This window comes from Streptomyces noursei, from assembly GCF_001646665.1.
In the GTDB taxonomy this organism is placed as follows: domain Bacteria; phylum Actinomycetota; class Actinomycetes; order Streptomycetales; family Streptomycetaceae; genus Streptomyces; species Streptomyces lavendulocolor.
The window spans coordinates 238163-251892 of record NZ_LWBU01000011.1 but is presented as its reverse complement, the minus strand read 5'-3'; the positions used below and the strand labels follow the sequence as shown (position 1 = coordinate 251892).

13 protein-coding genes are annotated in these 13730 nt (G+C 74.5%); 3 read left to right on the top strand and 10 right to left on the bottom strand.

Annotation, left to right across the window (positions count from 1 at the left end):
- Positions 1-209 precede the first annotated feature (209 nt).
- The 6 genes from A4V12_RS01945 to A4V12_RS01920 form a co-directional block, all read right to left on the bottom strand.
- Positions 210-1016 (bottom strand): type III pantothenate kinase, encoded by an 807-nt coding sequence (locus A4V12_RS01945; RefSeq protein ID WP_064067378.1) that lies wholly within the window; start codon positions 1014-1016, stop codon positions 210-212.
- Positions 1016-2038 (bottom strand): carboxylating nicotinate-nucleotide diphosphorylase, encoded by a 1023-nt coding sequence (gene nadC, locus A4V12_RS01940; protein ID WP_064067377.1) that lies wholly within the window; start codon positions 2036-2038, stop codon positions 1016-1018. The genes A4V12_RS01945 and nadC overlap by 1 nt, the downstream gene beginning before the upstream one ends.
- A 2-nt stretch (positions 2039-2040) precedes the next feature.
- Complete coding sequence (locus A4V12_RS01935) at positions 2041-3726, bottom strand: L-aspartate oxidase (RefSeq protein ID WP_064067376.1); 1686 nt, start codon at positions 3724-3726, stop codon at positions 2041-2043.
- Positions 3723-4736 (bottom strand): pantoate--beta-alanine ligase, encoded by a 1014-nt coding sequence (gene panC, locus A4V12_RS01930; protein WP_064067375.1) that lies wholly within the window; start codon positions 4734-4736, stop codon positions 3723-3725. Before panC ends, A4V12_RS01935 begins: the two co-directional genes overlap by 4 nt.
- Positions 4733-5734: a Rossmann-like and DUF2520 domain-containing protein gene (locus tag A4V12_RS01925; RefSeq protein ID WP_064067374.1), complete on the bottom strand. Its 1002-nt coding sequence runs from the start codon at positions 5732-5734 to the stop codon at positions 4733-4735. The genes panC and A4V12_RS01925 overlap by 4 nt, the downstream gene beginning before the upstream one ends.
- A 67-nt stretch (positions 5735-5801) precedes the next feature.
- Positions 5802-5984, bottom strand: a complete 183-nt coding sequence (locus A4V12_RS01920; RefSeq protein WP_064067373.1) for a hypothetical protein — start codon at positions 5982-5984, stop codon at positions 5802-5804.
- A gap of 105 nt (positions 5985-6089) precedes the next feature.
- On the opposite strand from A4V12_RS01920, the gene A4V12_RS01915 reads away from it, so the two are divergent.
- Complete coding sequence (locus tag A4V12_RS01915; protein ID WP_064067372.1) at positions 6090-7199, top strand: DUF5937 family protein; 1110 nt, start codon at positions 6090-6092, stop codon at positions 7197-7199.
- Between the two features lie 42 nt (positions 7200-7241).
- Here the strand turns inward: A4V12_RS01915 and A4V12_RS01910 are convergent, their stop codons facing one another.
- Both A4V12_RS01910 and A4V12_RS01905 read right to left on the bottom strand, forming a co-directional pair.
- Positions 7242-7916: a response regulator gene (locus A4V12_RS01910; protein ID WP_064067371.1), complete on the bottom strand. Its 675-nt coding sequence runs from the start codon at positions 7914-7916 to the stop codon at positions 7242-7244.
- Positions 7917-7970: 54 nt separating this feature from the next.
- Complete coding sequence (locus A4V12_RS01905; protein WP_079136732.1) at positions 7971-9173, bottom strand: sensor histidine kinase; 1203 nt, start codon at positions 9171-9173, stop codon at positions 7971-7973.
- A gap of 147 nt (positions 9174-9320) precedes the next feature.
- Here A4V12_RS01905 and A4V12_RS01900 point away from each other — a divergent pair, with 147 nt between their 5' ends.
- Both A4V12_RS01900 and A4V12_RS01895 read left to right on the top strand, forming a co-directional pair.
- Positions 9321-10397 carry an SAM-dependent methyltransferase gene (locus tag A4V12_RS01900; protein ID WP_079136731.1) on the top strand — a complete coding sequence of 359 codons (1077 nt, stop codon included), beginning with the start codon at positions 9321-9323 and terminating at the stop codon, positions 10395-10397.
- Positions 10394-11536, top strand: coding sequence for an NADH-quinone oxidoreductase subunit D (locus tag A4V12_RS01895; protein WP_064067369.1), 1143 nt, complete (start codon positions 10394-10396; stop codon positions 11534-11536). The genes A4V12_RS01900 and A4V12_RS01895 overlap by 4 nt, the downstream gene beginning before the upstream one ends.
- A gap of 78 nt (positions 11537-11614) precedes the next feature.
- Here A4V12_RS01895 and A4V12_RS01890 read toward each other — a convergent pair whose 3' ends face one another.
- On the bottom strand, positions 11615-12613 hold the full coding sequence (locus tag A4V12_RS01890) for a hypothetical protein (RefSeq protein ID WP_199831199.1): 999 nt from the start codon (positions 12611-12613) through the stop codon (positions 11615-11617).
- A 130-nt stretch (positions 12614-12743) separates the two neighbouring features.
- A complete protein-coding gene (locus tag A4V12_RS01885) occupies positions 12744-13727 on the bottom strand; it encodes an ABC transporter substrate-binding protein (protein WP_064067435.1) in 984 nt (327 codons plus the stop codon).
- Positions 13728-13730: the final 3 nt, after the last annotated feature.

Genomic DNA, 13730 nt, shown 5'->3' with positions numbered 1-13730 from the left:
ATCCGTAGGGCGTGGGCATGGCATGACAATACGGTCTAATCAGACAAAATTCGTTTAACGGATGCCTGTGGGCGCGTTGCGCACGGCCCGCCCGGCCTGCCCGACCCCCGGCGGGCGGGGAGGACCGCCGGCGGGCGGGGCGGTGTCACATGCGGGGACGTCGGGCGGCGTGCGGTGTCACATGCGGGGACGTCGGGCGGCGTGCGGTGTCACATGCGGGAGACGTTGCGCTCGTAGACCAGGCGCAGGCCGATCAGCGTCAGCCACGGCTCGTGCTCGTCGATCTCCTTGGCCTCGCCGAGGACCATCGGCGCCAGCCCGCCCGTGGCGATGACCCGTACGTCCGAGGGGTCGCCGTCCCGGCCGACGAGCTCGCGCTTCATACGGCTGACGATGCCGTCGACCTGGCCGGCGAAGCCGTAGACGATGCCCGCCTGCATGGCCTCGACCGTGTTCTTGCCGATCACGCTCCGCGGGCGGGCCAGTTCGATCTTGCGGAGCTGGGCGCCCTTGACGCCGAGCGCCTCGACGGAGATCTCGATGCCCGGGGCGATCACCCCGCCGATGTACTCGCCGCGCACGCTGATCGGGTCGAACGTCGTCGCCGTACCGAAGTCCACGACGATCGCCGGACCGCCGTACAGCTCGTTCGCCGCGACCGCGTTCACGATGCGGTCGGCGCCGACCTCCTTGGGGTTGTCCGTCAGGATCGGCACACCCGTCTTGATGCCCGGCTCGACGAGGACGGCCGGGACGTCGCCGTAGTACCGCCGGGTGACCTCGCGCAGCTCGTGGAGCACGGACGGGACCGTCGAGCAGATCGCGATGCCGTCGATGCCGTCGCCCAGCTCGTCGCCGAGCAGCGGGTGCATCCCCATCAGGCCCTGGAGGAGGACGGCCAGCTCGTCGGCGGTGCGGCGCGCGTCGGTGGAGATGCGCCAGTGCTCGACGATCTCCGCGCCGTCGAACAGGCCCAGGACCGTGTGGGTGTTGCCCGCGTCGATCGTGAGCAGCATCAGCCCTGCTCCGCCTCTCGCAGGTCGAGGCCGATGTCGAGGATCGGGGACGAGTGGGTGAGGGCGCCCACCGCCAGGTAGTCGACGCCGGTCGCGGCGTACGCGGCGGCGTTCTCCAGCGTCAGGCGGCCCGAGGACTCCAGCACGGCCCGTCCCGCGACGAGCGTGACGGCCTCCTCCGTCTCCGCGGGCGTGAAGTTGTCCAGCAGGATCAGGTCGGCACCCGCGTCCAGGACCTCGCGGACCTGGTGCAGGGTGTCCACCTCGACCTCGATCGGCACCTCGGGGAAGGCCTCCCGTACGGCCTTGAAGGCCTGGGCGACGCCGCCCGCGGCGATCACGTGGTTGTCCTTGACGAGCGCCGCGTCGGACAGCGACATGCGGTGGTTGACGCCGCCGCCGCAGCGGACCGCGTACTTCTCCAGGGAGCGCAGGCCGGGCGTGGTCTTGCGGGTGTCGCGGACCCGCGCCTTGTACCCCTCCAGGGCGTCCGCCCACGCGCGCGTGGCGGTGGCGATGCCGGACAGGCGGCACATGATGTTCAGCGCGCTGCGCTCGCCGGTGAGCAGGTCGCGGGTGCGGGTGGTGACCGACAGCAGCTTCTGGCCCGCCTCGACGCGGTCGCCGTCCGCCACGTGCCGCTCGACCGCGAACTCCTCGGTGCAGACGACCGACAGGATCGCCTCGGCGACGTGGATGCCGGCGACGACGCCCGCCTCGCGCGCGGTGAAGTCACCGGTCGCGACGGCGTCCTCGGGGACGGTCGCGGCGGACGTCACGTCCACCCCGCCGTCCAGGTCCTCCTCGATGGCGCGGTACGCCACGTCCTCGACGAGCACGGGGTCGAGGCCGGCGTTCACCAGAAGCGCGGCGAGCGCCGGGTCGAGCCCGCACTCGTACACCTCGTCGTCGCCACCGCAGCCGCACCCGTCGCCGCAGCCGCCGACGGCCTGGCCGGCCGGGGCGCTGATGTTGATCAGGGGTACGTCCACGGGCTGCGGGCGTTCTTCGGGCGTGCTCACGGTTACGGCTCCCTGGGGGCGTCGGCGTCGGTCGGGGGGAAGTCTTGGGTGTCGGTGGGCCGGACGTCCAGGGCCCGGTCCGGGCCGAGGCGCACCACCAGGTGGCGGCGCCAGGCGGTGTCGTCGCGGTCGGGGCGGTCCTCGCGCCAGTGGCAGCCGCGGGTCTCCTCGCGGCGCCGGGCGGCCGCCACCAGCACGCGGGCCACGCAGAGCAGGTTGGTGGTCTCCCAGGACTCGACGCCCGGCTCGGCGGCCTTGCCGGCGTCGTTCAGCGCCTCGGCGTGCACCGCATCCAGGGCGTCCGCGGCCTCCGCGAGGCTCGCGGCGGACCGCAGCACCCCGGCGCCGGCGGTCATGACGTGCTGGACGCGGGCGCGGGCGGCGGGGTCCAGGAGCGGCAGGGGGCGGGGTGCCGGGTGCGCGACGGGGGCGCCGGCCCGCGCCGGGGAGGCGGCGATGTCGTCGGCGATGCGCTCGGCGAAGACCAGGCCCTCCAGGAGCGAGTTGGACGCCAGCCGGTTGGCGCCGTGGACGCCCGTGCAGGCCACCTCGCCGCACGCGTACAGCCCGGGGACGGTCGTGCGGCCGTGCAGGTCGGTGCGGACGCCGCCGGAGGCGTAGTGGGCGGCCGGCGCAACGGGGATGGGCTGCGTCACCGGGTCGATGCCGTGGGCGCGGCAGGCGGCGAGGATCGTGGGGAAGCGGGACTCCCACATGGCGGCCCCGAAGTGGCGGGCGTCGAGGTACATGTGGCGGGCGCCCTGCTCGCGCATGCGGCGCATGATGCCCTTGGCGACGATGTCGCGCGGGGCCAGCTCGGCCAGCTCGTGCTGCCCCACCATGAACCGGACGCCGTCCGCGTCGACCAGGTGGGCGCCCTCGCCGCGTACCGCCTCGGAGACGAGGGGCTGCTGTCCCTCGGCGTCCGGGCCGAGGAAGAGGACCGTCGGGTGGAACTGGACGAACTCCAGGTCGCTGACCTCGGCGCCGGCCCGCAGCGCGAGGGCGACGCCGTCGCCGGTGGAGACGGCCGGGTTGGTCGTCGCGGAGAAGACCTGGCCCATGCCGCCGGTGGCGAGGACCACGGCGGGGGCGTGCACGGCGCCGACGCCGTCGTGCTGGCCCTCGCCCATGACGTGCAGGGTGACGCCGGCCGTGCGGCCCTCGGAGTCGGTGAGCAGGTCCAGGACCAGCGCGTTCTCGATGGTGCGCACGGCACGGTCGCGCACCGCGTCGACGAGCGCGCGGGAGATCTCGGCGCCCGTCGCGTCGCCGCCCGCGTGGGCGATGCGGCGGCGGTGGTGGCCGCCCTCGCGGGTGAGCTCGATGGTGCCGGAGGCGTCGGTGTCGAACCGGGCGCCGGTCTCGATCAGGCGGCGCACCGCGTCGGGGCCCTCGGTGACCAGCAGGCGTACGGCCTCCTCGTCGCACAGGCCCGCGCCGGCGACCAGGGTGTCGTCGAGGTGCTGCTCGGGGGTGTCGCCCTCGCCCAGGGCCGCCGCGATGCCGCCCTGCGCCCACCGGGTGGAGCCGTCGTCCAGGCGGGCCTTGGTGACGACGACGGTACGCAGCCCGGCGGCCGTGCAGCGCAGTGCGGCGGTCAGGCCCGCGACCCCGGAGCCGACGACGACGACGTCGGCGTCGATCGACCAGCCGGGGGCGGGGGCCTGGAGGCGTATGCCGGTCATGCGGGGGCTCCGAAGGTGAGGGGGAGGTTGTCGATCAGCCGGGTGGTGCCGACCTTCGCGGCGACGGCGAGGACCGCCTCGCCGGTGTGGTCGTCGGGGACGTCGGTGAAGTCGGCGGGGTCCACCAGCGCCACGTAGTCCAGGAGCAGCGGCGGGTCGGCCTTCGCCGCCTCGTCGAGTACCGCGCGGGCCGCCGCCCGAACCGCGTGGGCGCCGCCGCCCGGGACGGCCGCCGCCACCGCGTGGGCGTCGGCCGCGGCACGGGCCTCGCCGATCCGGGACAGGGCCTCGGCGCGGCCCTCGGAGGCGGGCAGCGTCTCGGCGCGGGCCAGCAGCGCCGTCTGGGCGGCGAGCCGGTCGCGGGCGGCGAACAGGGCGGCCGACAGGGCGAGGGCCGTACGGCGCTCGCGGTGCGAGAGGTACCGGTTGCGGCTGGACAGGGCCAGGCCGTCGGGCTCGCGGACCGTCGGCACGCCGACGATCTCGACCGGGAAGTTCAGGTCGCGCACCATGCGCCGGATCAGGGCGAGCTGCTGGGCATCCTTCTGGCCGAAGAACGCCACGTCGGGGCGGGTGAGGTGCAGCAGCTTGGCGACGACGGTGAGCATGCCGTCGAAGTGGCCGGGGCGCGAGGCGCCCTCCAGCCGCTCCCCCATGGGGCCGGCGGTGATCCGCACCTGGGGCTGCCCGCCCGGGTAGACCTCGTCGGCGGACGGGGCGAACACGGCGTCGGCGCCCGCCCGCTCGGCGGTCGCGAGGTCCGCTTCCAGGGTGCGCGGGTAGCGGTCGAGGTCCTCGCCCGCGCCGAACTGCAGCGGATTGACGAACACGGTCACCAGGACGTAGCCGTCGCGGCCGACGTGCTCGCGGGCGGCGCGGACCAGGGTGGCGTGGCCCTCGTGGAGGGCGCCCATGGTCATCACGACGGCGGTGCGGCCGCGGGGGGCGAAGTGATCGAGGACGTACTCGAGGTCCTCGCGCGTGGGGATCAGTTCGAAGGCGGTGCTCATCGGCCGCTGTCTCCTTCCGGCCCGGCGGGTCCGCCCGGACTGCTGGGGTCGGTGGGGCCGGTGGGTCGGTCGGTGTCGGTGGGGCCGGTGGGGCCGCCCGGGCCGGCGGAGCCGTCCGCGAGGACGCCGAGCAGGTCCTCCGCGAGCTCCGGCTTGAGCAGTCCGTGCGCGAGTGCGCGGTCCGCGGTCGTACGGGCCATGGCCAGGTACCCGGCGACGGTGGCGGGCGCGTGCTTGCGCAGCTCCGCCACGTGCGCGGCGACGGTGCCCGCGTCACCGCGGGCGACGGGGCCGGTCAGGGCGGCGTCACCCGAGCGCAGGGCGTTGTCCAGGGCCGCGCCCAGGAGCGGACCGAGCATCCGGTCCGGGGCGGCGACGCCGGCCTGCCGGAGCAGCTCCATGGACTGGGCGACCAGGGTGACCAGGTGGTTCGCCCCCAGGGCGAGGGCCGCGTGGTAGAGCGGGCGGGCCGCTTCCTCGATCCACTCGGGCTCGCCGCCCATCTCGATCACCAGGGCCTCGGCGGCCAGCCGCAGCTCCTCGGGGGCCGTGACGCCGAACGAGCACCCGGCGAGCCGGTCGACGTCGACGCTCGTGCCGGTGAACGTCATCGCCGGGTGCAGGGCGAGCGGGAGGGCGCCGGCCCGGCGGGCGGGGTCGAGCACCGCCGTGCCGTACCGCCCGGAGGTGTGGACCAGCAGCTGCCCGGGGCGTACGGCGCCGGTCTCGGCCAGCCCCTGGACCAGGCCGGGCAGGGCGTCGTCCGGGACGGTGAGCAGCACCAGCTCGGCGCGCTCCAGGACCTGGGCGGGCGGCACCAGCGGGACGTCCGGCAGCAGCTCGGCGGCGCGGCGGCGGGACGCGTCGGACACGCCGGAGACGGCCACGGGGCGGTGCCCGGCGAGCCGCAGCGCGGCGGCGAGGGCGGGTCCTACCCGGCCGGCGCCGACGACGCCGACGGAGAGCCGGGCGGGGCGGGGTTGTGCGGGTGCGTTCACGCGTCGACGGCCTTCCGTTCCAGTCCGCGGGGGGTACCGGACGATTTCTCGTCATGCTACGCCAGCGTTACGCGGGGCTACCTCCCTGTCCACAGCCTGTGGACCGGTCCCCCGCGCGGGAGCGGCGCAGGTGGTGGTCGCGGGCCGCCCGGAGGGCCGCCAGGTCGTCGCGGCCGGGGGGCGGCGGGGGCTCCTCGCCGTGCCGGGCGGCCCGGTAGGCGTCGATCATGTGCTGGTGCAGGGCGTTCATGCGTCCCACCCTCCGCCCGCCCGTCCGGCACCGGCGCGTGGATTGACGAGGCCCGTCAATCGGCGCGAGGTCCGCCGCCGCACCCCTCACCATGGGGGCGTGAGCGTGATCATCGACATCACGGGCCTGCCGCCCGAACGCATCGTCTTCGAGCCGTCGCCCCTCGCCGAGCTGGGCGTGGCGCTGCACGCGCTGGCCGAACCCGGCCACCACCCGGGCCTGCACGGCTGGGCGACCGCCACCTCCGCCGCCCTCAAGCCCGACCTGGCCGACCGGCTGCACGAGGCGAACTTCCTCTGGACGACCAGCTTCTCGGACGTCTTCATGCCGTACGCCGGCATCCGCGGCGGCGACGGCCGCACCGGCGCCACCCTCGCCGACGAGCTGGACCTGCTGGACCGGCTGGACGAGGACCGGTTCGTCACCGCGGCACTGGAGTTCACCTGCTCCGAGCAGTACGCGATCGGCGGCCCCGTCCGCACGGAGCGGGCCCTGGAGCTGGCCGCCAACCGGGGGCCCAAGCAGCTGGACTTCACGCGCCGCCTGCTGGCCGACCCCGCCGGCGTACGGGCCTGGCTGCGCCGGCTGTTCGAGGACTGCGACCGGGCGTTCTTCGCCGACACCTGGCGCAGGGTCGCGCCCGCGCTCGCCGCGGACGCCCGGCACAAGACGGAGCTGCTGCGCCGCAAGGGGCTGCCCGAGACGCTCCGGGCGGTCTCGCCCGCCGTGACGCTGGGGCTCTCCGAGGACGGCGGCGCCCAGCAGCGCATCGAGGTGGACAAGCTCGCCAACGGCCGGACCACCGCCGCCGACCCCGCCGTCGGGGCGGGTGTGACGTTCGTGCCGTCCAGCTTCGGCTGGCCCCATCTGATGGTGCTGCACGCCCCGGGCTGGCGCCCCGTCGTCCACTACCCGGTCGGCGCCCCCGAGCTGCCCGGCCCGGCCTCCGTGGAGCTGCTCCAGCTGCGCATGGACGCCCTGGCCCACCCCATGCGGATGCGGATGTGCCGGCAGCTGGCGCGCGCCGCGTACACGACGGGCGAGCTGGCCGAGACGTACGGCATCACCTCGCCGGAGGTCTCCCGCCACCTGGCCGTGCTCAAGAAGGCCTCCCTGGTGACGACCCGGCGCCGCGGCCGGTACGTGCTGCACCAGCTGGACGTGGCCGCGGTGGCCCGCATCGGCAGCGACTTCCTGGAGACGGTCCTGCGCTAGGGAGTGGCGCGTGCGGGGCGCCGGTGCCCGGTCCAGCCGCCGCTACACGTTTCCGCCGCCGGCCCGGACGAGGCCCGTCTCGTAGGCGAGGACCACGACCTGGACGCGGTCGCGGAGCGCCAGCTTGGTGAGGATGCGGCCCACATGGGTCTTGACCGTGGCCTCCGACAGCACCAGCCGGGCCGCGATCTCCCCGTTCGACAGGCCCTGGGCGACCAGCATCATCACCTCCCGCTCCCGTTCGGTCAGCTTCTCCAGCGTCTTGTCGCGCGGCTCGCTGCCGGTGACCGGGAGCATCGGCGAGAAGCGGTCCAGGAGGCGCCGGGTGGTCGACGGCGCGACGACCGCGTCGCCGCTGTGCACGGAGCGGATCGCGCTGAGCAGCTCGCCCGGGGGCACGTCCTTCAGCATGAAGCCGCTGGCGCCCGCCTTCAGCCCCGAGAACGCGTACTCGTCGAGGTCGAAGGTGGTGAGGATGAGGACCTTCGGCGGCTGCGGGGCGGCGCAGATGCGGCGGGTCGCCTCGACGCCGTCGAGCCTCGGCATGCGGACGTCCATCAGGACCACGTCCACGGCCGTGGAGCGGAGGATCTCGATGGCCTCCGCCCCGTCGCCCGCCTCCGCCACGACCTCCATGTCCGGCTGGGCGGCGAGCACCATGCGGAAGCCGGTGCGCAGCAGCACCTGGTCGTCGACGAGCATCACGCGGATGGACATGCGGTTCCTCACGGGGCGGTGGGCGGGCTCGGGGGGGGTCGGGCGGGCTCGGTGTCAGTGGGCGGGCTTGAGGGGGAGCAGGGCGCTGATCCGGAAGCCGCCGCCCGGCCGGGGGCCGGCGTCCAGGGTGCCGCCGACCATACCGACCCGCTCGCGCATGCCGATCAGGCCGTGGCCCCGGCCGTCGGCGCCGCCGTCCTCGTACAGTTCGTGCGCCGCGCCGCGGCCGTCGTCCTCGACCAGCAGGCCCAGGCCGTCGTCGAAGTACACCAGCCGCACGCTCGCCCCGGCGTCCGGACCGCCGTGCTTGCGGGTGTTGGTCAGCGCCTCCTGGACGATGCGGTACGCGGTGAGTTCGACGCCGCTGGGCAGGGGGCGCGCGGTGCCCTCGACCTTGAAGTCGACGGTGAGGCCCGCGGCGCGGACCTGCTCGACCAGGTGCTCGATCTGCTGGACGTCGGGCTGGGGCACGTAGTCCTCGGAGTCCTGCGGCTCCCCGGTGCGCAGGATGCCCAGCAGCCGGCGCATCTCGGCGAGGGCCTGGCGGCCGGTGCCGGAGATGGTCTCCAGGGCCTGTTTCGCCTGCTCGGGGGAGGCGTCCAGGACGTAGGCGGCACCGTCGGCCTGGACGACCATGACGGACACGTTGTGGGCGACGACGTCGTGCAGTTCGCGGGCGATGCGGGCACGCTCGGCGGCGACGGCGACCTTGGCCTGCGCCTCGCGCTCCCGCTCCAGCCGGGAGGCCCGCTCCTCCAGCTGGTCGAAGTAGGCGCGGCGGGTGCGCATCGAGTCCCCGAGCACCCAGGCGAGCACGAACGGCACGGTCATCACGACGGTGAAGAAGACCTTGCCGGCGGTCGAGACGTTCTCGGGGGGCCAGCGCAGCTGGGCGAGCGGCGCCGCGCTCACGCCCCCGAGGAGCGCGAGCCGGGACGCCCACCGGGGGCTGTCGCCCTGCGCCGCGACCGTGTAGATCACCACGAGCATGGCGAAGTCGGCCGGGTTGGTGTGGATGTCGAGCGCGAGCTGGGCGACCCCGATGCCCGCGACGAGCAGCAGCATCTTCTCGGGCGCGCGGCGGCGCAGCGCGAGCGCCAGGCAGAGCAGCAGGACGACGCCGGCCGCCGCGGGGCGGGGGTCGGCTCCCACGGGCTCCTGGACCACCCACAGCATGGAGAACCCCAGGAGCATCACAGCCCAGAAACTGTCGACGCCCGTGGGGTGTCTGCGGAGGAAGTCATAAAGGCGCTGCACGTGACCCAGCGTAGGGAAACCGGATAGGTGCATGGGTCAACCGGAGGGCCGATCCAGGCGGCGGAGGCATACTCCGCAAGGTGGAGACTGGTGCCCGTGAATGATGACACCGGTCGATCGGGGCCCTGGCGCGGCTGGCGGGCGGCCATGGAGACGGCGCTGTACGGGCCCGGCGGCTTCTTCCTGCGGCCCGAGGGACCGGCGGGGCACTTCCGCACCTCGGTGCACGCCTCGCCGCTGTTCGCCGGGGCGGTGGCCCGGCTGCTGGCGGAGGTCGCGGCGGAGCTGGGCACGGACGACGTCGCGGTGGTGGACATGGGCGCGGGGCGGGGCGAGCTGCTGAGCGGCGTGCTCTCGGCCGTGCCGGCGGGGCTGCGCGTACGGGCGTACGCCGTCGAGCGCGCCGCTCCGCCCGAGGGGCTCGACCCGCGCGTCGCGTGGGTGGCCGAGCCGCCGGCGGGGGTGCGGGGGCTGCTGTTCGCGAACGAGTGGCTGGACAACGTCCCGGTGGACGTGGCGGAGCGGGACGGGTCGGGCACGGACCGGTACGTGGAGGTGGCGCCCGACGGCACGGAGCGGCTGGGCGCGCCGGTGGCGGGCGCGGACGCGGCGTGGCTGGCCCGCTGGTGGCCGCTGCGGGAGCCGGGCGAGCGCGCCGAGATCGGCCGGTCGCGCGACGAGGCGTGGGCCCGGGCGACCGGCACGCTGGCGGCGGGCCTGGCGGTGGCGGTGGACTACGCACACACGGCGGGCGCCCGGCCCCCGTTCGGCACGCTCACCGGCTTCCGCGCGGGCCGCGAGGTGCCCCCGGTGCCGGACGGGACGTGCGACATCACGGCCCACGTGGCCCTGGACGCCTGCGCGGCGGCGAGCGGCGGTGCGGAGGCGGGCGGTGCGGAGGCGGGCGGCACCGGCCCGGTGGGCGGCACGGGCGCGGCGGGCGGCACGGAGGCGGTGGGCGGCACCTCGGCGGACGCCCCGTCCCCGGGGCGGTCCGGCCTCCTCCCGTACGGCACGCGGCTGGTCACCCAGCGGGAGGCGCTGCGGCGGCTCGGCGTCAGCGGCGGGCGGCCGCCGATCGAGACGGCCCGGACGGATCCCGCCGGATACGTACGGGCGCTCGCGCGTGCCGGCCAGGCCGCCGAGCTGACCGCGCGGGGCGGGCTCGGGGACTTCACCTGGCTGCTCCAGCGGGTGCCCGGGGAGGGATACTGTCCGGCATGACGGAGACCACGGTCGGCATCGGCGGTGCCGCGGAAAGCACCGACATGGTGCTGAACATCGGACCCCAGCACCCCTCCACGCACGGCGTGCTGCGCCTCCGGCTCGTCCTGGACGGCGAGGTGATCCGGCACGCCGAGCCGGTCGTCGGCTACATGCACCGCGGGGCCGAGAAGCTCTTCGAGGCGCGCGACTACCGCCAGATCATCATGCTGGCCAACCGCCACGACTGGCTGTCGGCGTTCTCCAACGAGCTGGGCGTCGTCATGGCCGTCGAGCGGATGCTCGGCATGGAGGTGCCGGAGCGGGCCGTGTGGACCCGCACGCTGCTCGCCGAGCTGAACCGGGTCCTCAACCACCTGATGTTCCTCGGCTCCTACCCCCTCGAACTGGGCGGCATCACCCCGATCTTCCACGCCTTCCGCGAGCGGGAGGACCTCCAGCACGTCATGGAGGAGGTCTCCGGCGGCCGGATGCACTACATGTTCAACCGGGTCGGCGGGCTGAAGGAGGACCTGCCGGCGGGCTGGCTCGGCCGGGCCCGCGGCGCGGTGGCCGAGGTCCGCTCCCGCATGGACGTGTACGACCGCCTCGTCCTCGGCAACGAGATCTTCCGCGGCCGCACCCGGGGCGTCGGCGTCCTGCCCCCCGCGACCGTGCACGCGTACGGGGTCAGCGGCCCGATCGCCCGCGCCTCCGGCGTCGACTTCGACCTGCGCCGCGACGAGCCGTATCTGGCGTACGGCGAGCTCCAGGACGCCCTGGAGGTCGTCACCCGTACCGAGGGCGACTGCCTGGCGCGCTTCGAGTGCCTGCTGGGGCAGACCCACAACTCGCTGGACCTCGCCGACGCCTGCCTGGACCGGCTGGCCGAGCTGCCGCCCGGCCCGATCAACCAGCGGCTGCCGAAGGTGCTCAAGGCGCCCGAGGGCCACACGTACGCCTGGACCGAGAACCCGCTCGGCCTCAACGGCTACTACCTGGTCTCCAAGGGCGACAAGACGCCGTACCGCCTCAAGCTGCGCTCGGCGTCCTTCAACAACATCCAGGCGCTGGTCGAGCTGCTGCCGGGCACGCTGGTCGCCGACATGGTGGCGATCCTGGGCTCGTTCTTCTTCGTGGTCGGCGACATCGACAAGTAGGGCGGCGGCGCGGACAGTGACCGGCGTCCGGACAGTGACCGGAGGCCGGTCAGCGTCCGGACGGTGACCGGAGGCCGGTCAGGACACCGCGTCGCGCCGCAGCTCCACCACGTCGAGCTGCTCGGTCTCGTCGTGCGCGGTCAGGTCAATGACCTTGCCGACCGCGCGCTCCTCCCCGCGCCGCACGGCCAGCGCCTCCTCGCCCACGACGTCCGCGAGGTCCTCGTCCTGCACGGCCTCGATGGCGGCGGGGGTCTTCGCGCCGCCCGTGCCGAAGAAGTCGAAGCCGCCCAGGAGGCGGGGCGCCGGGCGGCGCTGCTCGGTGGACGGCACGATCGCGGCGGCCGGCGGCACCGGGCGCATCGCGGAGGCGCCGCGGACGGAGGGGGCGGCGGCCGACGGGCGGTCGTGCTGCCGCTCGGCGACCGCCGCGTGCTTCCCCTGCGGCTCGTCCGCCTCACGGGCGCGCTCGGCCCGGTCGCGGCGCCGGGCCTCCTCGGTGGTGCGCCTGGCCTCCTGCTCGGCGGCGTTGCGCGTGAGGCTCTCCAGGGCGCGGGCGGCCTGGAGGTAGGCGGCCGGCGTGGGCGTGGAGGTGCCGGCGGGCAGTGCCCGGCTGGGGGTGGCGGCCTCCAGGGCGAGCTGCCGGCGGCCCTCCAGCGCGCTGGCCCGCTCCGTCTCGGCGGTCGCGTACCGGCGCAGCAGCTCCGCGTGCTCGTTCCGCAGCGCGGCCAGTTCGACCCGCTTGGCCCGCAGCCTGGCGTCGAGCTTGGCGCGCAGTTCGCGCGACTCCTCGAGGTCGGTCTCCAGCTCGGCCAGGCGCTCCTCGGTGCGCCACTGGTCGCCGGCCCGGGCCCGGGTCAGTTCGGCGACGCGGCGGCCGGCCGCGCGGTCCCAGCTGCGCATCAGGACCGCGCCGGTGACCGCCGCGGCGGCCGCGGCGGCGGTCAGGACCCGCAGGGCGAGCGGATCGGAGAGGAGCCAGGCGCCACCGGCGCACAGGACGGCCGCTCCGGCTACCGCGGAAGGGGGCAGAAGCCGGTGCAGGGGTGGGGAATGGCGGTGGCGTCCACGTGGCATGGCCTGAAATTTACCGTGCGTAGGGGCCATATGGGGGGTCGGTACGGCAATGTTTCGGCCTCGTGATCCGAAACGGCGTCACCAGGGCTTGCCGGCCGGCCGGACCACCGGTCCGGCCGGCCTTCCCGGGTTACTTCCCGATCAGTCCCTCGGACTCCAGGTAGGCCTTGGCCACGTCCGCCGGCTTTGCCCGCTCGGCGTCCACCTTCTTGTTCAACTCGACCAGATCCTCGGTGCTGAGCGCCTTGGTGATCTTGTTGAGGGCGGCGGCTATCTCCGGGGAACCCGCGTCCTTCGCATTGACGACGGGAAGGACGTTGTCGGCGTTCTGGAGCTTCTTGTCGTCCTCCAGGAGCACCAGCCCGAAGGCGTCCAGGGTCGCGTCGGTCGTCGTGGTCAGGACGAGCTGGTCGGTGCCGTCCTTCACGGCCTGCTTGGCCTGGGGCGTGCCCACGCCCTTGGGGTCGATGCCCGTGACATCGATTCCGTACGTCTTCTTCAGCCCGGGTGCGCAGAACGGCCGTATCTCGCACTCGTCACCGGCCGCGATCCGGACTTTCAGCTTCGAGGCGCCGAGATCCGAAAGCGTCCTGAGCTTGTTCTTGTCGGCGAATTCCCTGGTCACGGCGAAGGCGTTCTGATCCACCGCCTCACCGGCCGGAAGCACCTTCAGACCGCGCGGGCCGGCGAGCTTCTCCAGCGCCGTCACGGTGGCGGTCACATCACTGGAGGCGACCGGCTTCTCCTCGACCGCCTTCGGGCCGTTCACCTTCGCGTTCAGGAATTCCGCAAGCGTAGCCGCGTATTCCGGTACGACGTCGATCTCGCCCTTCTCCAGGGACGGTTCGTACAGTTCCCGGTTCTCCACGGTCTTGACGGAGGTCGAGTAACCGGCGTCCCTCAGCACCTGGGCGTACAGCTCCGCCAGGACATTGGCCTCGGTGAATCCGGCCGATCCGACGACCAGCGTGCCCTTGCCACCGCTGCCCTTGGCCGCGGAGGTGTCCGCTCCGCCGCGCTCCTCCAGGCTCTCGCCACCGCCGCACGCGGCCAGCCCGCCCGTGAGCGCCACCACGCCCAGTACCGCACCCGCCATCGCCGAGGTCCTGCTCATCAC